This window comes from Streptomyces sp. NPDC023481, assembly GCF_055560195.1.
The window spans coordinates 230,627-250,054 of sequence record NZ_JBVHJE010000010.1; the positions used below are offsets into that span (position 1 = coordinate 230,627).

Below are 19,428 nucleotides of genomic sequence, written 5' to 3' on the forward strand. Positions count from 1 at the left end.
GGCCCGTGTGCTCACCGGTGTGACGTGTACTCCACGACCTGCTGGAACGTCGGCCGGTTCTGCCAGCTGATCTTGCCGTGCTTGATGCCGCCCAGGGTGCGCTGGACGATCGAGTCGGCGCACCACTGGTCGCCGGCCGAGCACTGGTCGTCACCCGGGTAGACCTGGGCGGCGGTCATCCCGGACGCCTGCTTCAGGGTGCTGATCAGGGTGTCCCGGCAGGCGCTGAGGCTGCCGTCGCCGCAGTACCTGCGGGCGAGCGGGCCCTGGACCGACTCGCCGAGCACGGACCGGATGTCCTTGTCGACGTAGCTCCACCAGCCGTACTGGAAGGAGCTGCCGGCGTGCGAGCCGGTGGGGCCGTGGCCGGCGGACGGCGCCTCGTCGACCGGCAGGCTGTTCGTGATCGCGGTGTACAGGTCGTCGCCGAGCCCCGGCTGGAACTCCGCCTTGACCAGCAGCGGCCACCAGGCGTCCAGGATGCGGATCGCGTCGGCGTCGGCGTAGGTCCTGGAACCGGCCGACGTCTCGGTGCGCTTGGCGCCCGCGGTGACCCAGGCCTGCAGCTTGCTCACCGCCGCGGCGGCCGTGGAGTCGGTCACCGGCGAGGAGTTGACCACCTTCAGCAGCTTGGGCAGCACGTCCTCGGCGCGCAGGTCGGCGAGGGCCGCGTCCGCCATGGCCTGCACCAGCTTGGTACGGGTCACCCCGCCGGCCGCGACCAGCTTCTTCACCCGGTCCTCCAGCAGATTCCCGCGGTGCACCGAGCCGTCGCCCCAGGGCGCGGTCGAGTAGTCCTTGGCCTGCTTGTTGTTCCAGGAGACGTAGTAGTCCTGGTCGACGGAGTTGGGGTGCGCGGAGGCCGGGGTGTAGTCGGCGGTGTTGGTGGCCGGGTCCCAGTTCCGCCACTCGTACTCCGGCTGCGCCCACACCGGGAACTCGGTGTCGACCCCGCTCGCCCGGACCGGGTTGTCGCCGCTGTTGTAGTAGGCGATGTGCTGGGAGTCGGCGTAGAACCAGTTGAAGGTGTAGTTGATGTGCTGGGCCGCGCTCTGGAAGTCCTTCGGCCCCTTGACGTAGTCGGGGTCGTTCAGCATCTGGAAGCCGATGATCGAGTCGGCCTCGTGCAGGTAGGAGGAGCGCAGGGTGGTGTAGGCGACCTTCTTGCCGCCCACGGTCGCCCGGTACTCCACCGGCCCGTACTTCGTCCGCCAGACCCGCATGGTGTACGACCCCGCGGCCGTGCCGTCGGCGGTGGTCGGCTTCCAGGCGTTCTTCTGTTCGAGCTTCTCCATGGCCGTGCAGGTGCCGTGGTAGAGGTAGTGGTAGTCGTCCTGGCACAGCTCGACCGCGTAGGTGTCGATGATGTCCTGGCCGGAGGTGGTGGCGCTCCAGGAGTAGTCCTGGCCGCGGCCCAGTTCGACGTACATGCTCAGGCCCGCGAAGGAGGCGCCGCGGGCGCTGATGCCGGGGCCCTGGATCTCCTGGAGCATCAGCAGCTGCGGGGCGAAGTAGCCGGTCTGCGGTCCGAAGACGGCGATCGGGTGGCCGCTCGCGGTGTACTTGCCGCTCACCACGAGGGCGTTGGACATGCCGCGCCGGGCGGAGCCGAGGGCGGTCTTCGCGGCGGTGGCGGTGCTGCTCTTCGCGGTCGCGGTGCCGGCGCTGCCCGTTCGGTCGTAGACGAGCGGTTCCTGGGTGACCGAGCCGGTGTCGGGCAGGGCCTCGCCCCGGGCGTCGGCGGGCTTGCCGCCGTAGGGGAAGCTCTCGCCGTTGTGGACGGTCAGCACGGCCTCGGGGTCGTTGCGTTCGCGGAAGGACTCCCAGACCCTGGTGCCCTCCTCGACCCCGTACCTGGCCTGGGCGGCGAGCAGGGAGACGGCGTTGTCGACCTCGCCGCCGCCGCCGGAGCCGAACAGCGAGCCGATCACGGAGGCCAGCGCGACCAGGTCGGTGACCTTGAAGTGGTCGATGGTGCCGGCGTTGGTGATCGCGTCCTTGTGCCCGGTCAGGACGTACTCGCCGGGGAAGTAGCGGCCGCTGTCGGAGGCGTCGATGTAGGAGTTGACGCCGTCGAGGTAGGCGTTGACGTCGGCGAGGGCCTGCTGGCCGCGGGCGCCGTTCCTGGCGACCGCGTTGTCTATCTGGGCCTGGAGGTCGGCCTCGGTGTAGGGCGCGCTGCGGTAGAACTGCTGCTCCAGGCCCTGGTTGGCGGGGGCGCCGCCGGCGAAGGAGGTCAGCTGGCCGCGGCCCACGTGCCGGAAGACGTCCATCAGCCACAGCCGGTCCTCGGCCGCCGCGTAACCGGCGCCGAACTCGGTGCCGTACCGGGTGGTGCCGGTGATGTGCGGCACACCGGCCTTCTTGTCGCGGACGATCGTCACGTCACCGCGGCCGGCCGGCTTCTCGGTGGAGGCGACCTGGTCGGCGGGGACGCCGAACGAGGAGTCGTTGAAGAACGTGTTGACCGTGGCGTCGGTGAGGCCCTTGTAGCCGGTGGCCAGGTTGGCGTAGGGGCCGAGCTGGTCCTCCGCGTGCCCGGGCTGGGTGCCGAAGGCCTGGTTCAGCAGGATCTGCGCGAGCGTGGCGTTGCCGTTCTCGCCGGGCGGGAGGATGTCGGAACACTGGCCGCCGCAGTAGTCGTTGGCGGCGGTGGTGTGGACCGCCGCCACCGCCGTCTGGGTGAGCGGGGAGAGAAGACCGGCGACGAGGACGCATACCGACGCGGTCTTCAGGAACCCGGGGAGTCGGTGGAACGTTCTCGGTTTGGCAGGGGTGATACGTGGGGTTCGCCGTGGCATGGCAGCTCCTCGCGACAGGGGTGCACGGAGGTTACCGCCGGTATCCCGCCGTTTGAAGATGAACAAGCGTCACGTTCTGGAATCCACAAGGAGATCCGGAGAAGAGATGGAGCCGAATCGCCTGTCGATACGTCTATTCGGCGACGTCCGTGCGACGACGCCGAAGTGACCGAAGTACAGGTGCAGGTGTGACGGAGGTGCAGGGCGATGGCCGGTTTCCGGAGTCTGGCAAGACAGGTACGCGATCCGGGCTGTGATCTGGCACTGCGGCGGTACTCGCTGCGCAAGTGCCTGGAGAAGTTCGCCCCTTACGGGCATCGGGCGACCTGGGACCATCTGTGCTCCCGTGCGGGCTTCGGTCCCGAGGACCGCTCCCCCGACCCGGCGCGGCTCGTGGCCGCACTGGAGGAGCTGGAGGAGGCCCGGGACGTCTGGCTCGGCTACGAGACCGACTTCACCGAGCGACGCAGGAAGGAGAAGCACGACGGGCTGCGCCGGCCGGGCAGCGTGGACGACTGGCACCGGATGACCTGGGGCGGGTTCGGGGTCGCCTGGTGCGACGACCCGCGGGTGCATCCCGAGGAGCCGCTGGCGGTGGTGCTGCGCCGGCTGATCGCGGCGCTGGAGCGGGAGCCGGGCTCGTCGTGCCCGGTCTGCGGCGGGGAACGGCTGGTGTGGCGGTACGGCCTGGATCACGAGCCGTCGTCCGGCCCGGTCTGCACGGACTGCGGAATCCTGGTCCCGCGCCCCGTCCTCAGCGCGGAGGCACTCGAACACGCCAGGCGGGGCCGCCTCCTGATGACGGCTTGACCGAGGGGCCGCCTGGCCGCCAGGGGGTGCGCAGGGGATGCCGCGCCCCATCGGGACCCGGTGCAGGCGCGTTTCGGCGGACGCGCGCCGGTGCCGCGCGGACGGCCACGACGGCGCCGCACCCGGTCCACCGAGCCCGCGTCCCGCCGTGGAAGCTCAGCGGGCCTCGGGCAGGAGCCGGGACCCTGTCAGGCGTTCACCGAACACGTCGTCCGGGTTGGACAGGACGCAGTTCTCCAGGGACAGGCACCCGCAGCCGATGCAGTCGGCGAGGTGGTCGCGCAGACGGTTCAGCTGGCGGATCCGCTCCTCCAGTTCCGAGCGCCACCGCTCCGACAGCCGCGCCCAGTCCTCCCTGGTCGGCGTCCGCTCCTCGGGCAGCTCGGACAGGGCGTCCCGGATCGTGGCGAGCGGGATGCCGACCCGCTGGGCCGCGCGGACGAAGGCGACCCTCCGCAGCGTGTCGCGGCTGTACCGGCGCTGGTTGCCGGGGGTGCGCCGGCTGGAGATCAGGCCTTTGGACTCGTAGAAGTGCAGGGCGGACACCGCGGCCCCGCTGCGCGCGGACAGCTGGCCGACGGTCAGCTCGTGGATCTTCTCGGGAATCTGGGGCACCCCTCAGAGACTACAGAGACGGCGCGCCGTGCCCGGCCCGCCGTCCGTTGACATCGCCCCCCGACCCGACCATGCTAAGCAGTTGCTTAGAGATGCGAGCGAGAGGGCCGGGAACATGGCAGAACCGAGAGTCTTCACCTCCCCCGACGAGCTGCGGGCAGCCGTGGGCGAGCAGCTGGGCCACACCGACTGGCTGGAGATCGACCAGAAGCGGATCGACCTGTTCGCCGAGGCGACCGGGGACCACCAGTGGATCCACGTGGACCCGGAGAAGGCCGCGGCGGGACCGTTCAGGACCACCATCGCCCACGGTTACCTCACCCTGTCGCTGCTCCCGCTCTTCGGGCCGCAGCTCATCCGGGTCGAGGGCGTGAAGATGGGCGTGAACTACGGGACGAACAAGGTCCGCTTCCCCTCGCCCGTCCCCGTCGGCTCCCGGGTGCGCGCCACCGCGAAGATCACCGGCGTCGAGGACGTCACCGGCGGTGTGCAGGTGACGGTCGCCTTCACCGTGGAGCGCGAGGGCGGCGACAAGCCGGTGTGCGTGGCGGAGTCGGTGGCCCGGTACTACCTGTAGGGCCCTGACCGGTCCTCACCCGCAGGCCCTAACCGGCCCCGACCATGCGCAGCACGAGGTCGGCGTAGAGCGCGCCGACCTCCTCGGGGGTGCGCGGGCCGTCCACGGTGAACCAGCGGGCCACGTCGATGCACAGCGACAGCACGGCGAGCGTGGTCCCCTTGACGTCGGGCACGTCGAACTCACCCGAGGCCACGCCGTCCTCGATGATCCCGCGCACCTCGGCGTCCACCTGCCGGCGCAGCGCGACGATCTCGGCGCGGGCCTCGGGACCGAGGGCGTCGAGTTCGTACTGCACGACCCGCGCCGTGGTGCGCCGTCCCGCGTGCCAGCGGACGAAGGAGCTGACGGCGTCGGCCAGCCGCTCCCTGGCGGTGCCCTCGCGGCGGGCCGCCGTGCGCAGGATGTCCAGGGCCTTGTCGTGGCCGATCCGGCTGATCCGGTGGAGCAGCTCTTCCTTGGTCTTGTAGTGGATGTAGAGCGCGGCCGGGCTCATACCGGCCCGGCCCGCGATGTCCCGGGTCGTCGTCGCGTGGTAGCCACGCTCGGCGAAGGCCTCCACGGCGGCGACGAGCAGCCGCCGGGCCGCGTCAGGGGTGACCTCTTCCCACGGCTCCACTTCGCCGCCGGTCGTCTCCTCCGCCGTACTCATCGCTCGTTCGCCCCTCTCGTGACAGGAGCACCACCATACCGCCGACGGTGAGCGAGCGCTTAGCGTAGCCGTGCGGGGCTTTCCGAGCGTACGGGGTGTTCAGAGCTTCTCGAAGGGGTCGTGGTCGGCGAGCAGCTTCTCCAGGCGGGCCTGGTCGACCCGGCTGACGAGCTGCCCGGCCTCCTGGCGGTCCCGGACGACCTTGGCCAGGGTGAAGGCGGAGGTGACGAGGTAGAGGACGGCGATCGCCAGGAAGCCGCGCACCCAGGCGTTGGCGTCGAGGCGGAAGATGCCGATGGCGGTGGCCACCATGGCGAGGGAGAAGGAGGCGACGGCCTGGCCGTAGAACGCGGCCGTGCTCTGCTGCTTGACCGGTGTGTCACTCATGGCCCAAGCATCGGCGGACGCGGGCCGCGCCACATCCGCCGGGATACTCAGGAACGTACTCAGAACGCCGAAACCCCGGTCAGGGCGCGCCCGATGAGCAGCTTCTGGATCTGGCTGGTGCCCTCGTAGAGGGTCATCACCCGGGCGTCGCGCAGGAGTTTGCCGGCCGGGTACTCGTCGATGTAGCCGTAGCCGCCGAAGACCTGGAGGGCGTTGTTGGCGGCGCGGACGGCGGCTTCGGAGGCGAACAGCTTGGCCTTGGAGGACTCGACGGCGAACGGTTCGCCGCGGTCGATCAGGTCGGCGACCCGCCAGGTCAGCAGCCGGGCCGCGTCCACGTCGACGGCGATGTCGCTGATCAGCTCCTGGACCAGCTGGTGGCGGGCGATGGGCCCCCCGAACTGCTCCCGCTCCCCGGCGTACCGTACGGCCGCGTCCAGCGCGGCCTGGGCTATCCCGACGCAGCCCGCGGCCACCGACATCCGCCCCTTGGCCAGCGCGGACATGGCGACGGAGAACCCCTTGCCCTCCTCGCCGAGCATCGCCGAGGCCGGCACGCGCACGTCCTCCAGGACGAGTTCGGCGGTGGCCTGGCCGCGCAGGCCGAGCTTGCCGTGGATGGTGCGGCGGGCCAGGCCCGGCGTGTCGGTGGGGATGAGGAAGGCGGACACGCCCTTGTGGCCGGGGGCGTCGGTGGAGCGGGCGAAGAGCAGGACGACGTCGGCCCAGGTGCCGTTGGTGATGAACATCTTGGTGCCGTTCACGACGTAGTCGTCGCCGTCGCGCACCGCGCGGGTGGTGAGGCTGCCCGCGTCGGAGCCGGTGCCGGGCTCGGTGAGACCGAAGCAGCCGACGAGGTCGCCCGCGGTGAGCCCCGGCAGCCAGCGCCGCTTCTGCTCCTCGCTCCCCCAGGCGGCGATGGTCTTCGCGACGAGCCCGAGGGAGACGGAGACGATCCCGCGGACCGAGGAGTCGCCGCGGCCCAGCTCCTCGGTGACCAGGCAGTAGGAGAGGTGGTCGCCGCCGGAGCCGCCGTACTCCTCGGGGATCGTCAGACCGAGGAAGCCGACCTCGCCGAGCTTCTTCACGATGCCCCGGTCGACCTCCTCGGCGCGGTCCCAGGCGACGGTGTGCGGGGCGATGTCGCGCTCCACGAAGTCCCGGGCGAGCCGCTGTACGGCCGTCTGCTCCTCACCGAGCCCCAGGTTCACCACGAGACCACCTCACACCTTGAAAACCGTACATTTAAATTAGCACTGCTAGTTTCTTCTCCGCCCTACTATGTGCGCCATGGCCCGACCGCGCAAGCCCCTCCTCAGCACCGACCGGATCGTCGAGACGGCCCGGGATCTCGTGGACCAGGAGGGCCTGGCGGCGGTCTCCACCCGTCGGCTCGCCGCCGAACTGGGGGTGAGCGGGCCCTCGCTGTACAACCACTTCCGCACCAAGGACGAGATCCTGGAGGCGGTCGCGGACTCGGTGAGCGCGCTGGTCGACCTGTCGATGTTCGAGGACGGCCGGGAGTGGCGGACCGCGCTGCACGACTGGGCCGTCTCCTACCGGGCCGCCCTGCGCGACCACCCGAACATCGTCCCGGTCCTCGCCCGCGGTCCCGGCCGCCGGCCCGCGGCGCTGCGGCTGGCCGACGCGGTTTACGGCGCGATGGTCGACGCGGGCTGGCCGCCGGCCCAGGCGACGTCCATCGGCGCGCTGATGCGGTACTTCATCATGGGTTCGGCGCTCGGTTCGTTCGCCGGGGGCTTCGTGGACGACGCGAGCGCGTACGACCCCGCCGACTATCCCCACCTCGGCCAGGCCCACCTGCTCGCCGAGCAGCAGGAGAAGATCGACGAACGGGCCTTCGAGACGGGCCTGAGCGCACTGCTGGACGGGCTGGCGCAGCAGTACGAGCGGGTGCGGCAGGGCGTGTGAGGGATCTCCGGGGCGCCCCGCGTGCCTGAGCGCGCCCCTCGGACGGCTCAGGCAGCCGTACCGGCGGGTGTGCGTCAGGACTCTTCGGGACGGGCCGAAACGTCGGCGGGGCATGCTGGGGGCATGTCCACGAAGGATCCGCGGGCCGCCGCCCTCGCCTCGCTCGCCTCGCTGGCCGCCGACGAGACCCGCGCCGCGTGTCTGCTCGCGCTGCTGGACGGGCGGGCCTGGAGCGCGGGTGAGCTGGCCCGGCACGCCGGGGTCGCCGCGTCCACGCTGAGCGAGCACCTGGGCAAGCTGGTGGCCGGCGGTCTGCTCGCCGAGGAACGGCAGGGCCGGCACCGGTACGTCCGGCTGAACGGCGCCCGGGTGGCGCAGCTCGTCGAGGACCTGGCCGCGCAGGTGCCCGCGGCGGCGGTACGGCGGGCCCCGCGCACGCTGCGGCAGTCGAGCGCGGGCGCCGCCATGGCCCGGGGCCGCACCTGCTACGACCATCTGGCCGGGCGGCTCGGCATCACCGTCACCGACGCGCTGACCGGGCGGGGCCTGCTCCGCCAGGACACCGGGTTCGCGCTGACGGACGCGGGGCTGGAGTGGTTCGGCGCGGCGGGCATCCCCCTGCAGGACGGGGGCCGCCGCCCGCTGGCCCGCGCGTGCCTCGACTGGACCGAGCGGCGGCCCCACCTCGCCGGGGCGGCGGGGGCCGCGCTGTGCCGGCACGCGCTGGACGCCGGGTGGTGCGTCCGGATCGGGTCCGAGCGGGCCGTCAAGGTGACCCCGTCGGGCGAGCGGGCCCTGTCCGACCTGCTGGGCATCGAGCCGGCGGCACTGCGCTGACCGGCGGACCCGGCCGTTCACGCGTCGGCACTGCCCTGAGCGGCGGGCCGGGCCGCCGCCCACGCGGCGGCATTGCCCCGACCACCGGACCCCGCCGCCGCCCACGCGGCGACACCGCCCCGACCACCGGAGCCGGCGGCCGTGCACGCGGCGGCGTCAGAAGAGGACCAGGGCCCGGCCGCCCTTCCCGGCCAGCATGTTCTCGAAGGCCGCCGGAATGCCTTCCAGCCCGATCCGTTCGGTGACCAGGGCCGACAGGTCCAGCCGGCCCTCCCGTACGTGCTCGGCGAGGACCGGCAGGTCGCGGGCGGGGTCGGTGTTGCCGTAGACGCAGCCGGACAGGGTGCGCCCCCAGTGGAAGATCTCCAGGGCGTTGAAGGTGACCTGCTCCTCCTTGCCGCCGATGCCGACGACCGTCGTACGGCCGCCCCGGCGGGTGGAGTCCCAGGCGGCGCGGATGCTGACCGCGCGGCCCACGCACTCCACGGAGACGTCGACGCCCTGCTTGCCGGTGAGGGCGCGGATCTCGCGCGGGGTGGTGTCGGAGGCGAGGACGTAGTCCGTGGCACCGGCCGCGCGGGCCAGCTCCTCCTTCCCGGGGGAGACGTCGACCGCGATGATCCGGGACGCGCCGGCGATGCGGGCCGCCTGGAGGGTGGCCAGGCCGACCCCGCCGACACCGAACACGGCGACCGTCTCGCCCTCGCGGACCTTCGCCGCGTGGTGCACGGCGCCGTACCCGGTGAGGACGGCGCAGCCCAGCAGGGCGGCGTCCGCCAGCGGCACCCCGTCCGGCAGCGGCAGCACGCAGGACGCGGCGACCACCGTCTCCTCGGCGAACGCGGCCACGTTCAGCCCGGGGTGCAGGTCGGTGCCGTCGCAGGTGCGGGCGTAGACCTCGGCGGTGCCGTTGAGGGCGTTCGCGCACAGCCAGACCTCGCCGAGCCCGCAGGCATGGCAACGGCCGCAGGACGGCGCCCAGTTGAGGACGACGGGCTCACCCTCGGCGACATGCGTGACGCCCTCGCCGACGGCGACGACCGTGCCGGCGCCCTCGTGGCCGAGGACCGCCGGGACCGGCACCAGCATGGTGCCGTTGGACAGGGACAGGTCGGAGTGGCAGACGCCGGCGGCGGCGAGGCGGACCCGGACCTGCCCGGGGCCCGGGTCGGGCAGCTCGATGCCGGTGATCTCCAGCGGAGCGCCGATGGCGGGCAGGACGGCGGCTCGTACGGCCATGGGTGTCGGACTTCCTTAGAACTGGAGGGACTTGGTCTGCAGGTACTCGGCGAGTCCGTGCGCGCCGAGTTCCCGGCCGACACCGGACTGCTTGTAACCGCCGAAGGGTGCCAGCGGGTTGAACCGGCCGCCGTTGATGTCGACCTGGCCGGTGTCCATGCGGCGGGCGAAGGCCACCGCGTCGGCCTCGTCGGCGGCCCAGACGGCGCCCGCGAGGCCGTACACCGTTCCGTTGGCGATGCGCAGGGCGTCCTCCTCGTCGTCGTACCGCAGGATCGACAGGACCGGCCCGAAGATCTCCTCCTGGGCGATGGTCATCTCGGGTGTCACGTCCGCGAAGACCGTGGGGCTGACGAAGTAGCCCTTCTCGCGCGGGGCTTCGGGGCCGCCGGCGACCAGCCGGGCGCCCTCGGCGATGCCCTGCTCGATGTAACCGCGCACCCTGGCCTGCTGCTTGGCGTTGACCAGCGGTCCGATGCGGTCGCCGTACTTGGCGGCGGCGCCGGCGGCCAGGTCGACGGCCTCGGCGTACCGGTCGCGGTGGACCAGCATCCGGGTCCAGGCGCTGCACGTCTGGCCGGAGTTGGACATGACGTTGGCGACGCCGACGTTCACGGCCCTGGCGAGGTCGGCGCCCGGCAGGATGACGTTGGCGGACTTGCCGCCCAGTTCGAGGGCGACCTTCTTCACGGCCGCGCCGGCCACCGCGCCGATCTGCCGGCCGATCGCCGTGGAGCCGGTGAAGGAGACCAGGTCGACGCCCGGGTGTTCGGCAAGGGCCTGTCCGGCGATCGGGCCGTATCCGGTGACCAGGTTGAACACGCCCGGGGGCAGGCCGGCCTCGTGCACCGCCGCGGCGAAGAGCTGGGCGGTGAGCGGGGTGTCCTCGGCGGGCTTGAGGACGATCGTGCAGCCGGCGGCGAGGGCCGGGGCGACCTTGGCGACGATCTGGTGGAGGGGGTAGTTCCAGGGGGTGATCGCGCCGACGACACCGATCGGCTCGTGCAGGACCGTGGAGTTGCCGACCTTCTCCTCGAAGGCGTGGGTCGCGGCCAGCTCGGCGTAGGAGCCCGCCACGGCGATCGGTACGGCCGCGTGCACGGCCTGGGAGAAGGCGAGGGGCGAGCCCAGTTCCGCGGTGACCGTCTCGGCGATCTCGTCCTTGCGGGCCGCGAGGGCGTCCCGGAGCGCGGCCAGGCGGGCGGCGCGCTCGGCCGGGGGTGTGGCGGCCCAGTCGGGCAGGGCGGCGCGCGCGGCCCGTACGGCGGTGTCGACGTCCAGCGCGCCGGCCGCCGGGACCCGGCCGATGACCTGCTCGTCGGCGGGGTTGACGACGTCGATCACGTCCGTGCTCTCGGCGGGGCGCCACGCGCCGTCGATGTACAGGCCGTCCTGTGCCTTCATGCTGTGTCCTCCCGGCGGGTCCGCGTCGTCCGGCACACAAACTAGCGATGATAGTTTTCCGGCGCCAGACGTTCCCTGGCCGCGGACGTCGTAGGACATCATGGCGAACGGACCGGCCGGCGCGGGAGGCGAGTCCGCACCGGCCGGTCCGCCGGTCATCGGGTGGTGGTCACCGTGTGGCGGTCAGATGGGCGAAGACCACCACGTTGCTGGTGTAGCCGGTCCGCTTGCTGAAGAGGCCACCGCAGGTGATCACCCGCAGTTCCGGGCGGCCGGTGGGGCCGTACACCTCCTTGTCGGGGAAGCCCGTCTTGTCGTAGACCTCCACCCGGTCCACGGAGTAGACGGCGGTACGGCCGTCCGCCCGCCCGACCTCGATGGGTTTGCCGGGCCGGACCTGGGCGAGTCCGGCGAACACGGCCGGACCGGTCCTGGTGTCGCGGTGTCCGACGGCGACCGCGGTGCCGGCCTCGCCCGGCGTGGGGCCGCCCTGGTACCAGCCGACCAGCCTGGGCGTGTCGACGGGCGGTGTCTGCAGTTGCCGGTCCCGGTCGAGGCGGAGCGGGGCGACGGGGGCGTCGATGCCCAGGGAGCGCACACGGAACGACGTCGGCCGGGACCGGGGCAGCGGGCGGGGCGGCGGCGCGGCGGCGTCGGCCCCGGAGGCCGCCACGGCGTGCGGGCCGTGCCCGGTGGCTCCGCCGCCCGCCCCGCACCGGGAGCCCACCGACACCAGGACGACCGCGAGCACGGCGGTCCTGGCGAGGCGGTAGGCGCGGGTCCGGTACCAGGGCCTGCGTCGGTGGCTACGCGGCACCATGGGGCCGCCGGCGGATCACCCGTACGTACACGACACCACCGACCGCGAGCAGGCCCACGACACCCGCGGCGGCCACCGGGGAGTACGCGGCGGCCGTGTCGATGAGGCCGCCGCCGCCGGCGTGCACCCCGCCCCGGGGGCCGTCGTGGTCGCCGCCCTGGCCCCAGGAGCCGTCGTTCTGCTGGTGGTCGGCGATCTGCCCGTTCGGACCGTTGTCGCCCTTGTCCCCGTCGTGGCGGCCGTCCTTGCAGTTGACGCGGAAGACCTTCTCCTTCAGCGCCACGGGGGTTCCCACGGCCCAGCTGAGCTTGTACTGCCCGTCCGCCAGGCCCAGCGGGTCGGTGTGCCCGGCGCCGCCCGCGAGCTGGATGGTGCCGGTGACGGTGGCGGCTGTGGGCAGCGGCGGCTGCGGGGTGATGGTGTAGGCCACGGCCGTGAGGGTGTCGAAGTTGACGGCCTCCAGATAGAACCTGCAGACCACCGGATCGTCCTTGGCCGACCCCACGAGCGGCTCGCGCAGGTGGCGCTCGTCGTGGATCCGGATGTCGCCGTTCTCCCCCTGGGCCGCCGCGTTCGGCGCAGCCACCCAGGACGCGCCGGCCGCGGCGAGGGCGGTGAGGACGACTGCGGCGCCCGCGCGAGAACCGGCGGCGCGTGGGAGTGTCAGGGTGGGCATGCGCAATCCTCCGAGTTCAGACGATTTTCATACAAATCGCTCTTTCGCCTGGACTCTGCGTCATGCACCCCATGGGCCGTCGGCACCGACGCCCGACGCGCCGTCAGATGTCGCTCGTGCGGCGCAATCCCGGCCGCCTGCGCCCCCTCCCGCTCACCCGTCCGGACGAGCCGGGCCGGCCCGGCGAGCGCAGCGCCACGCCCGACGACAGCAGGAGCAGTGCTCCCAGCATCACGAACGGAGCAGCCACCCCCGCCAGACCGGCGACCAGACCGGCGGTGGCGGGTGCCGCGACCTGGCCGAGCCGGTTGCCGGTCAGCCGCAGCGCGAGCGCGGTGGAGCGGGCCTCGTCGGGGGCCGCCTGCACCACCGTCGTCATCGACAGCGGCTGGCCCACGCCCAGACAGAAGCCGAGGACCGTGAGCATCACGCCGAGCGCCCACACCGGCACCGGAAGCGCCACCCCAGCGCACAGCAGCGCGGCCAGCAGACAGGTCACGGTCAGCAGCGCGGGCCGGCCGAGCAGCCGGAGCAGCGGCGTGAGCACGAGCCGGCAGGCGATGGTGGCGCCGGCCCGGAGGCCGAGCAGGACGCCGACCACCGACGGAGCGATGCCCCGGTGTTCGCCGACCACCGGGAGGTAGGCGGTGAGCACGTCGGTCGCGGACAGCACCGACAGGCTGATCAGCATGCCCGCGGGCACGCCCCGGGTGCGCAGGATCCCGGTGACCGGCACGCGGGCGTCCCGCCCCGGGCGGGACCCGGCGGCCGTACGGTCCTCGATGCGCCACAGCGAGGTGAACGCCACGGCCGCGGCCGCGCCCGCCACCACGAGGGCGAGCGCGCTGCTGCGCGCCATGTCGGGGCCGCCGATGAGCGCGCCCGCGGCCACGGGGCCGACGAGCTGGCCGAGGGAGGCGCCGATGGTGAAGTGGCCGAAGTTGCGGTCCTGTTCGTGCGGCGCGGACTGGCGGGCCACCAGCGACTGGGCGCCGATCACGAAGCAGAGGTGGCCGAGGCCCATCACCCCGCTCCACAGGGCCATCGCCCACAGCGATCCGGCGAGTCCGCTCAGCGCGCAGCCGCCCGTGACGAGGACCACGCCCGCCGGCAGCAGCGGCGCGCAGCGGCCGTGGTCGGTGCGCCGGCCGAGCGGTACGGCGGCGAACAGCGGCAGCAGCGCGTACACACCGGCGATGACACCGACCGCGCGTTCGTCGGCGCCCAGCGCGAGGGCCCGGTAGGAGACGGCGGGCCGGGCCATCGACACCGCCGCCTGCGCGCAGGAGAAGGCGATGACGAGGCGGAGCAGCCAGCCGCGGTTTCCATCGGGCGCCATGAGCGCACTCCCTCCCTCGTCCTCGGAACGACGCTCAGATGGTGCCGAACAGGATGCCCGCGCCGAGCACGACCAGGGAGGTGAGCACGGCCCACTTGACCACGAACCGGGTGTGGTCGCCGAACTCGACCCTGGCCATGCCGACCAGGACGTACACGGCCGGCACCAGCGGGCTGGACATGTGCAGGGGCTGGGCGATGATCGAGGCGCGGGCGATCTCCACCGCGGACACGCCGTGCGCCTGCCCGGCCTCGGCGAGCACCGGCAGGATGCCGAAGTAGAAGCCGTCGTTGGACATGAAGTAGGTGAGCGGGATGCTCAGCAGCCCGGTGACGAACGCCATGTGCGGGCCCATGCCGTCGGGGATGTTGCCCACCAGCCACCTGGCCATGTGGTCGACCATCCCGGTGCCCTGCAGGACGCCGGTGAAGACGGCCGCGGCGAAGACCATGCCGGAGACGTTGAGGACGTTCTCCGCGTGGGCGGCGATGCGGGCCTTCTGGTCCGGCATGTGCGGGAAGTTGACGGTCAGGGCGAGGGCCGCGCCGAGCAGGAACAGCACCGGGATCGGCAGCAGCTCCATGATCATGGCGGTGAGCAGGGCGACCGTGAGCAGCGCGTTGAACCAGTACAGCCTGGGGCGCAGGGTGGCACGGTTCGGGTCGAGGCCCTGGAAGCCGTCGTCGGCGGGCTCGGTGCCGGGAGCGCCGGCGCCGGGGCCGCCGCCCGTCCCGGCGGCCGTGGTCATGGTGCCGCCGCCGGGAGCCGCCGCGGGCTGGGCGGTCGTGCCGGAGCCGGCGCCGACGAGGACCGTCTCGGTCTCCTCGACCAGCACCTCGTCCAGCGTGAGCACGCCGAGCCGCTTGCGCTCGCGGCGGCCGAGGACGTAGGAGAGGGCGAGGACGAACAGCAGGCCCATGGCGAGGGCGGGGATCATCGGCACGAAGATGTCGCCGGCGTCGAGCTTGAGCGCGGTGGCGGCGCGGGCGGTGGGGCCGCCCCACGGCAGGGTGTTCATCACGCCGTTGGCCATGGCGGCGACGCCGGTCATCACGACCAGGGACATCTTCAGGCGCTTGTAGAGCGGGTACATCGCCGACACGGTGATCATGAAGGTGGTGGAGCCGTCGCCGTCCAGGGAGACGATGGCGGCGAGGACCGCCGTACCGACCACGATGCGCAGCGGGTCGGCCTTGCAGAACCTCAGGATGCCCCGGACGACGGGGTCGAAGAGGCCGACATCGATCATCACACCGAAGTAGACGATCGCGAACATGAGCATCGCCGCGGTGGGGGCGAGGCTGGTGACGCCGTCGATGACGTAGTCGCCGAGCTTGCCGCCCTTGCCCACGAACACGCAGAACAGCGCGGGTATGAGTACGAGCGCCGCGATCGGCGACATCTTCTTCATCATGATCAGGACCAGGAAGGTCGCGATCATGGCGAAGCCGAGGATGGTCAGCATGTGGATACCTAACGTTCGCCCTTGAACATCCCACCTGGGGGTCGGCGGTGCGACGACGTTAGGTCCGTTCAAACGTCGTTAACAAGACGTTGACCTGCGAGCAATAAGCGCAAAAGTCCAGGTCACGGCGGTGCGGCCGGTGACCGGGCCAGGCCTCTCACCTAGTCGAGCACGCGGCTCAGGTAGGCCCGCAGCAGCTCCCGTGCCTCGTGGATGATCGCCTCGTCCCCCTGGGGATCGACCCGGAAGGCCAGCTGGACCAGGGTGTCCGCGGTCTCCACGGCGACCAGGAAGACGCGGCCCAGCTCCTCGTCCGGGGTGCGGTCCAGATAGCCGGAGAGCAGGTGGCTCAGCCGGTCGGCGACCCGGGTGTTGGGCTCGGCCTGCCGGACGCCGACCGGGATCTGGTTGCCGAAGTCGACCAGGGAGAAGCCGGGTGCGGTGCGCTTCATGGCGAGGTACTCGTCCAGTACGGCGTCCATCGCGGCCCGCCAGTCCCCCCGGCGGGCGGCCTTCAGCCGCTCGGTGACGCGCTCGGCGTACCGCTCCAGGTTGCGCTGGGCGAGGGCGTCGGCCATCTGCCGCTTGTTGCCGAAGAAGCGGTAGACCGAGCCGATGGGGACTCCGGCGCGCTCGGCGACCGCGCGCGTGCTCAGGACGTCGTAGCCGACCTCGTCGAGGAGTTCGGCACAGGCGTCCAGGATCCTGGTCAGCCGTTCGGCACTGCGCCGCTGGACGGGCGCACGACGGAGCGATGTCGCGTGGGGCACGGGCTTCATGATGCCTTTCCGCCGGGGTCCGGTGAACCTCTCCCCCAGTACGAAGCCGAGCCCCCGGCACACTCAGGGACACTGTGGGCCAATCCAGGCCTGCCGAGGCCCCGTATGTGCCGTGGGAACGGCTCCCCAGCCACCTCGCGGACCCGGGCGTTGGCCCGGGGCGAGGGAGCTGGGGAATCACAGGGCGTTGAAGGCCCGACGCCCTGGGCGGCCTGCTACGGCCGGACGTACGGGCGGGTCATGATCTCCATGTTGTGGCCGTCCGGGTCGTCGAAGTAGGCGCCGCGACCGCCGAAGAGGCGGTTGATCCGGCCGGGCTCGGTGTGGCCGGGGTCGGCGTAGTAGGTGACCCCGACCGTCTCCAGGCGGGCGATCATGGTGTCGAACTGATCGTCGGGTACGAGGAAGGCGTAGTGCTGGGGCTGGATCGGCTCGTCGCGCTTCCCGTAGTAGTCGAGTGTCACGCCGTTGCCCAGGTCGACGGGCAGGAACGGGCCGAAGGGGGCGCCGACCTCCAGACCCAGGATCGCGGCGATGAACTCGGCCGACAGCTGCCGGTCCGTGGCGTAGACGGCGGTGTGGTTCAGCTGGACGGTGGCCGACGATCCGGGTTCAGGCCGGCGGTGCTGATCACGAGGCATGGGTGGATGTGTCTCCGGGTCTTGGATCCGCTGTGGAGCGCCGCGCAGGGGCGCAGGGAGGAAGACGCGGAGAAAGGGCGGGGCTCTGGCCCGCCTCGTGCTCACGCCGAGGCCGGGTGCCTCACTCGTGTATGGCCCATGGCCGACCCGGCAGTCACCTGAGCGATCTTAGCGCCTTACGGCCTTCATGATCACAACGGGTCGCGAAGGCCGACGTCAGGCCCTAGGTCCTTTCTTTCGGATCAGGTCGGCCTGGGGCGACGGTGCCTTTCGGCTGACCCGAGCGGGGTCTGGTGCGTGCAGCTGCAAGGCGGAGGAGGGAGTCGACGCGGAGCGTCGGCGACCGACGACAACGCCGCAGATGTGCGTGCCAGGCCCCGCGACGCCGACAAGATCCGAAAGAGAGGGCCTAGGCGCGCCCCTCGGAGAAGACCTCGCCGTCCCCCGCGCGCCGGTCTCCGCGTCGGAGACGGTGATGTCTGCCGTGCTTTCGACGGGTTTGCCCTGGACGGCCCAGGGGGTGCCGTCGTCGGCGTAAAGGCGGGCGGTGACTTCGTGGGTGCCGTGCGGGATGACGCCGGGGGCCACGTGGTGCGCGGGGCCGTGCAGGCGGGCGATCCCGTGGCCGTCCACGAAGAGGCGGGCGAAGCCGTGGCCGGTGACCGCCGCCGGACGTGCACCCGGCGCGGAGCAGCGGAAGTGCCGGAAGGTCAGCCGGACGTCCCAGCCGCCGGCCGGGTCCGGGGTGACCTCGATGCCGACCCGGGGGGCGTTCTTCGCGGGCACCTCCCGCAGGTTCCGGCCGGTGCTGTCCGTCTCGTCCAGCACCTTCCCCACGGGTGAGGGGGACACCGTCCCCCCGTGCGCCTCACCGGCCGCGCAGCCCGCCGCTCCTAACGGCAGCAGGACGCACGCCACGAGCGCGGCGAGCCGTCCGCGCTTCCATTTCGTCCAGGACATGACCGGGAGGGTAGAACAGCGGCCCGGCGCCCCGGATCCCCCTCAAGTCTGGTCTTGCGCGGGCCCCCGCTGATTCCTACGGTGTTGCATAGGAATCGGGACGCGAGGGAGCGATCATGAGCGGGGACGCACGGAAGACCGCCGAGGGGCTGGCGTATCTCACCGGGTTCGGCAACGAACACGCCTCGGAGGCGGTGCCGGGCGCCCTGCCCGAGGGCCGCAACTCGCCGCAGCGCGCGCCGCTCGGCCTGTACGCCGAGCAGCTGAGCGGTACGGCCTTCACCGAGCCGCGGGCGCACAACCGCCGCTCCTGGCTGTACCGCATCCGCCCGTCGGCCGCGCACCCGGCGTTCACCCGCACCGACAACGGCGCGCTGCGCACGGCCCCCTTCACCGAGACCGTGCCCGACCCCAACCGGCTGCGCTGGAACCCGCTGCCCGCGCCCCCGGCCGGCACGGACTTCCTCGCCGGCCTGTGGACGCTGGGCGGCAACGGCGACGCGACCCAGCGCACCGGCATGGCCGTGCACCTGTACCACGCCAACGCCTCGATGGAGCGGGTCTTCTCCGACGCCGACGGGGAACTGCTCATCGTGCCCGAGCGGGGCGGGCTGCTGCTGCACACCGAGTTCGGCCGGCTTCATGTGGAACCCGCCCATGTGGCCCTGATCCCGCGTGGGGTGCGCTTCCGTGTGGAGCTGCTGGACACCGCGTCCGACGGCGGGCCGGCCCCGACCGCCCGGGGTTACGTCTGCGAGAACTACGGGGCGCCGTTCCGGCTGCCCGACCTCGGCCCGATCGGCGCCAACGGGCTCGCGCACCCCCGGGACTTCCGGGCGCCGGTCGCGGCGTACGAGGACGTCGAGGGCCCGGTGGAGGTGGTGAACAAGTTCTGCGGCAACCTCTGGACGGCCACCTACGACCACAGCCCCCTGGATGTGGTCGCCTGGCACGGCAACCATGTGCCGTACGTCTACGACCTGCGCCGGTTCAATGTCATCGGCACCATCTCCTACGACCACCCCGACCCGTCCGTCTTCACCGTCCTGACCTCCCCGTCGGACACCCCGGGCCTGGCCGGCGTGGACTTCGTGGTCTTCGCGCCGCGCTGGCTGGTGGGCGAGGACACCTTCCGGCCGCCGTACTTCCACCGGAACGTGATGAGCGAGTACATGGGCCTGATCGAGGGCGCGTACGACGCCAAGGCGGAGGGCTTCGTGCCCGGCGGCGGCTCGCTGCACAACATGATGTCGGCGCACGGCCCGGACCGGGAGACCTTCGACCGGGCGAGCGCCGCCGAGCTGAAGCCGCAGAAGATCGACGACGGGCTGGCCTTCATGTTCGAGACCCGCTGGCCGGTGGCCCTCACCCCGCACGCGGCCGGCGCCGAGCACCTCCAGCAGCGCTACGACGACGTGTGGCGGGGACTCGAGCGCCACTTCCGGGCGTGACCGCCCCCGTTGCGCCGAACGTTCCCCGCCGGGTACGGATAGC

General features: G+C 72.2%; 19 protein-coding genes. 5 read left to right on the forward strand and 14 right to left on the reverse strand.

Features of this window, described 5'->3' with window-relative positions; all coding sequences use genetic code 11:
- Positions 1 to 11: 11 nt before the first annotated feature.
- Positions 12 to 2,801, reverse strand: a complete 2,790-nt coding sequence (locus tag ACZ3ZD_RS21195) for a penicillin acylase family protein (protein ID WP_467399486.1) — start codon at positions 2,799 to 2,801, stop codon at positions 12 to 14.
- 207 nt (positions 2,802 to 3,008) lie between these two features.
- Between ACZ3ZD_RS21195 and ACZ3ZD_RS21200 the strand changes: the two genes are divergently transcribed.
- Positions 3,009 to 3,611 carry a hypothetical protein gene (locus ACZ3ZD_RS21200; RefSeq protein WP_467399489.1) on the forward strand — a complete coding sequence of 201 codons (603 nt, stop codon included), beginning with the start codon at positions 3,009 to 3,011 and terminating at the stop codon, positions 3,609 to 3,611.
- 156 nt (positions 3,612 to 3,767) lie between these two features.
- Here ACZ3ZD_RS21200 and soxR read toward each other — a convergent pair whose 3' ends face one another.
- Positions 3,768 to 4,226, reverse strand: coding sequence for a redox-sensitive transcriptional activator SoxR (gene soxR / locus ACZ3ZD_RS21205; protein WP_467399491.1), 459 nt, complete (start codon positions 4,224 to 4,226; stop codon positions 3,768 to 3,770).
- A gap of 115 nt (positions 4,227 to 4,341) precedes the next feature.
- Between soxR and ACZ3ZD_RS21210 the strand changes: the two genes are divergently transcribed.
- Positions 4,342 to 4,803 carry a MaoC family dehydratase gene (locus ACZ3ZD_RS21210; protein WP_467399493.1) on the forward strand — a complete coding sequence of 154 codons (462 nt, stop codon included), beginning with the start codon at positions 4,342 to 4,344 and terminating at the stop codon, positions 4,801 to 4,803.
- A gap of 28 nt (positions 4,804 to 4,831) precedes the next feature.
- Here the strand turns inward: ACZ3ZD_RS21210 and ACZ3ZD_RS21215 are convergent, their stop codons facing one another.
- From ACZ3ZD_RS21215 to ACZ3ZD_RS21225, 3 genes are all read right to left on the reverse strand, one after another.
- Positions 4,832 to 5,455 (reverse strand): TetR/AcrR family transcriptional regulator, encoded by a 624-nt coding sequence (locus ACZ3ZD_RS21215; protein WP_467399495.1) that lies wholly within the window; start codon positions 5,453 to 5,455, stop codon positions 4,832 to 4,834.
- Between the two features lie 99 nt (positions 5,456 to 5,554).
- Positions 5,555 to 5,842 (reverse strand): YiaA/YiaB family inner membrane protein, encoded by a 288-nt coding sequence (locus tag ACZ3ZD_RS21220; RefSeq protein ID WP_467399497.1) that lies wholly within the window; start codon positions 5,840 to 5,842, stop codon positions 5,555 to 5,557.
- 59 nt (positions 5,843 to 5,901) lie between these two features.
- Complete coding sequence (locus ACZ3ZD_RS21225; RefSeq protein WP_467399626.1) at positions 5,902 to 7,053, reverse strand: acyl-CoA dehydrogenase family protein; 1,152 nt, start codon at positions 7,051 to 7,053, stop codon at positions 5,902 to 5,904.
- A gap of 79 nt (positions 7,054 to 7,132) precedes the next feature.
- Between ACZ3ZD_RS21225 and ACZ3ZD_RS21230 the strand changes: the two genes are divergently transcribed.
- Both ACZ3ZD_RS21230 and ACZ3ZD_RS21235 read left to right on the forward strand, forming a co-directional pair.
- Positions 7,133 to 7,774 (forward strand): TetR/AcrR family transcriptional regulator, encoded by a 642-nt coding sequence (locus ACZ3ZD_RS21230; protein ID WP_467399500.1) that lies wholly within the window; start codon positions 7,133 to 7,135, stop codon positions 7,772 to 7,774.
- 123 nt (positions 7,775 to 7,897) lie between these two features.
- Entirely contained in the window at positions 7,898 to 8,611 is a 714-nt protein-coding gene (locus tag ACZ3ZD_RS21235) for an ArsR/SmtB family transcription factor (protein ID WP_467399502.1), read from the forward strand.
- Positions 8,612 to 8,767: 156 nt separating this feature from the next.
- On the opposite strand, the gene ACZ3ZD_RS21240 is transcribed toward ACZ3ZD_RS21235, so the two are convergent.
- The 9 genes from ACZ3ZD_RS21240 to ACZ3ZD_RS21280 form a co-directional block, all read right to left on the reverse strand.
- Positions 8,768 to 9,850 (reverse strand): Zn-dependent alcohol dehydrogenase, encoded by a 1,083-nt coding sequence (locus ACZ3ZD_RS21240; protein WP_467399505.1) that lies wholly within the window; start codon positions 9,848 to 9,850, stop codon positions 8,768 to 8,770.
- 15 nt (positions 9,851 to 9,865) lie between these two features.
- Positions 9,866 to 11,254: an aldehyde dehydrogenase family protein gene (locus ACZ3ZD_RS21245; RefSeq protein WP_467399507.1), complete on the reverse strand. Its 1,389-nt coding sequence runs from the start codon at positions 11,252 to 11,254 to the stop codon at positions 9,866 to 9,868.
- Between the two features lie 169 nt (positions 11,255 to 11,423).
- Positions 11,424 to 12,074: a class F sortase gene (locus tag ACZ3ZD_RS21250; RefSeq protein WP_467399509.1), complete on the reverse strand. Its 651-nt coding sequence runs from the start codon at positions 12,072 to 12,074 to the stop codon at positions 11,424 to 11,426.
- Complete coding sequence (locus ACZ3ZD_RS21255; protein WP_467399511.1) at positions 12,061 to 12,750, reverse strand: hypothetical protein; 690 nt, start codon at positions 12,748 to 12,750, stop codon at positions 12,061 to 12,063. Before ACZ3ZD_RS21255 ends, ACZ3ZD_RS21250 begins: the two co-directional genes overlap by 14 nt.
- Before the next feature lie 103 nt (positions 12,751 to 12,853).
- Positions 12,854 to 14,089, reverse strand: a complete 1,236-nt coding sequence (locus ACZ3ZD_RS21260) for an MFS transporter (RefSeq protein ID WP_467399513.1) — start codon at positions 14,087 to 14,089, stop codon at positions 12,854 to 12,856.
- 34 nt (positions 14,090 to 14,123) lie between these two features.
- The gene (locus ACZ3ZD_RS21265) at positions 14,124 to 15,554 is read right to left on the reverse strand and encodes a CitMHS family transporter (protein ID WP_467399515.1); all 1,431 of its coding nucleotides are present in this window, start codon (positions 15,552 to 15,554) and stop codon (positions 14,124 to 14,126) included.
- 161 nt (positions 15,555 to 15,715) lie between these two features.
- Positions 15,716 to 16,333, reverse strand: coding sequence for a TetR/AcrR family transcriptional regulator (locus ACZ3ZD_RS21270; protein ID WP_467399517.1), 618 nt, complete (start codon positions 16,331 to 16,333; stop codon positions 15,716 to 15,718).
- Between the two features lie 215 nt (positions 16,334 to 16,548).
- Positions 16,549 to 16,974, reverse strand: coding sequence for a VOC family protein (locus ACZ3ZD_RS21275; RefSeq protein WP_467399520.1), 426 nt, complete (start codon positions 16,972 to 16,974; stop codon positions 16,549 to 16,551).
- A 216-nt stretch (positions 16,975 to 17,190) separates the two neighbouring features.
- On the reverse strand, positions 17,191 to 17,934 hold the full coding sequence (locus ACZ3ZD_RS21280; protein ID WP_467399522.1) for a hypothetical protein: 744 nt from the start codon (positions 17,932 to 17,934) through the stop codon (positions 17,191 to 17,193).
- A gap of 116 nt (positions 17,935 to 18,050) precedes the next feature.
- Between ACZ3ZD_RS21280 and hmgA the strand changes: the two genes are divergently transcribed.
- Positions 18,051 to 19,385 carry a homogentisate 1,2-dioxygenase gene (hmgA, locus tag ACZ3ZD_RS21285; protein WP_467399524.1) on the forward strand — a complete coding sequence of 445 codons (1,335 nt, stop codon included), beginning with the start codon at positions 18,051 to 18,053 and terminating at the stop codon, positions 19,383 to 19,385.
- Positions 19,386 to 19,428: the final 43 nt, after the last annotated feature.

Bases quoted from the DNA above. Each gene is read 5' to 3' on its own strand.
- ACZ3ZD_RS21195 (WP_467399486.1), bottom strand. From the start codon at position 2,801: ATGCCACGGCGAACCCCACGTATCACCCCTGCCAAACCGAGAACGTTC.
- ACZ3ZD_RS21200 (WP_467399489.1), top strand. From the start codon at position 3,009: ATGGCCGGTTTCCGGAGTCTGGCAAGACAGGTACGCGATCCGGGCTGT.
- ACZ3ZD_RS21210 (WP_467399493.1), top strand. From the start codon at position 4,342: ATGGCAGAACCGAGAGTCTTCACCTCCCCCGACGAGCTGCGGGCAGCC.
- ACZ3ZD_RS21215 (WP_467399495.1), bottom strand. From the start codon at position 5,455: ATGAGTACGGCGGAGGAGACGACCGGCGGCGAAGTGGAGCCGTGGGAA.
- ACZ3ZD_RS21220 (WP_467399497.1), bottom strand. From the start codon at position 5,842: ATGAGTGACACACCGGTCAAGCAGCAGAGCACGGCCGCGTTCTACGGC.
- ACZ3ZD_RS21230 (WP_467399500.1), top strand. From the start codon at position 7,133: ATGGCCCGACCGCGCAAGCCCCTCCTCAGCACCGACCGGATCGTCGAG.
- ACZ3ZD_RS21235 (WP_467399502.1), top strand. From the start codon at position 7,898: ATGTCCACGAAGGATCCGCGGGCCGCCGCCCTCGCCTCGCTCGCCTCG.
- ACZ3ZD_RS21240 (WP_467399505.1), bottom strand. From the start codon at position 9,850: ATGGCCGTACGAGCCGCCGTCCTGCCCGCCATCGGCGCTCCGCTGGAG.
- ACZ3ZD_RS21245 (WP_467399507.1), bottom strand. From the start codon at position 11,254: ATGAAGGCACAGGACGGCCTGTACATCGACGGCGCGTGGCGCCCCGCC.
- ACZ3ZD_RS21250 (WP_467399509.1), bottom strand. From the start codon at position 12,074: ATGGTGCCGCGTAGCCACCGACGCAGGCCCTGGTACCGGACCCGCGCC.
- ACZ3ZD_RS21255 (WP_467399511.1), bottom strand. From the start codon at position 12,750: ATGCCCACCCTGACACTCCCACGCGCCGCCGGTTCTCGCGCGGGCGCC.
- ACZ3ZD_RS21260 (WP_467399513.1), bottom strand. From the start codon at position 14,089: ATGGCGCCCGATGGAAACCGCGGCTGGCTGCTCCGCCTCGTCATCGCC.
- ACZ3ZD_RS21265 (WP_467399515.1), bottom strand. From the start codon at position 15,554: ATGCTGACCATCCTCGGCTTCGCCATGATCGCGACCTTCCTGGTCCTG.
- ACZ3ZD_RS21270 (WP_467399517.1), bottom strand. From the start codon at position 16,333: ATGAAGCCCGTGCCCCACGCGACATCGCTCCGTCGTGCGCCCGTCCAG.
- ACZ3ZD_RS21275 (WP_467399520.1), bottom strand. From the start codon at position 16,974: ATGCCTCGTGATCAGCACCGCCGGCCTGAACCCGGATCGTCGGCCACC.
- ACZ3ZD_RS21280 (WP_467399522.1), bottom strand. From the start codon at position 17,934: ATGTCCTGGACGAAATGGAAGCGCGGACGGCTCGCCGCGCTCGTGGCG.
- hmgA (WP_467399524.1), top strand. From the start codon at position 18,051: ATGAGCGGGGACGCACGGAAGACCGCCGAGGGGCTGGCGTATCTCACC.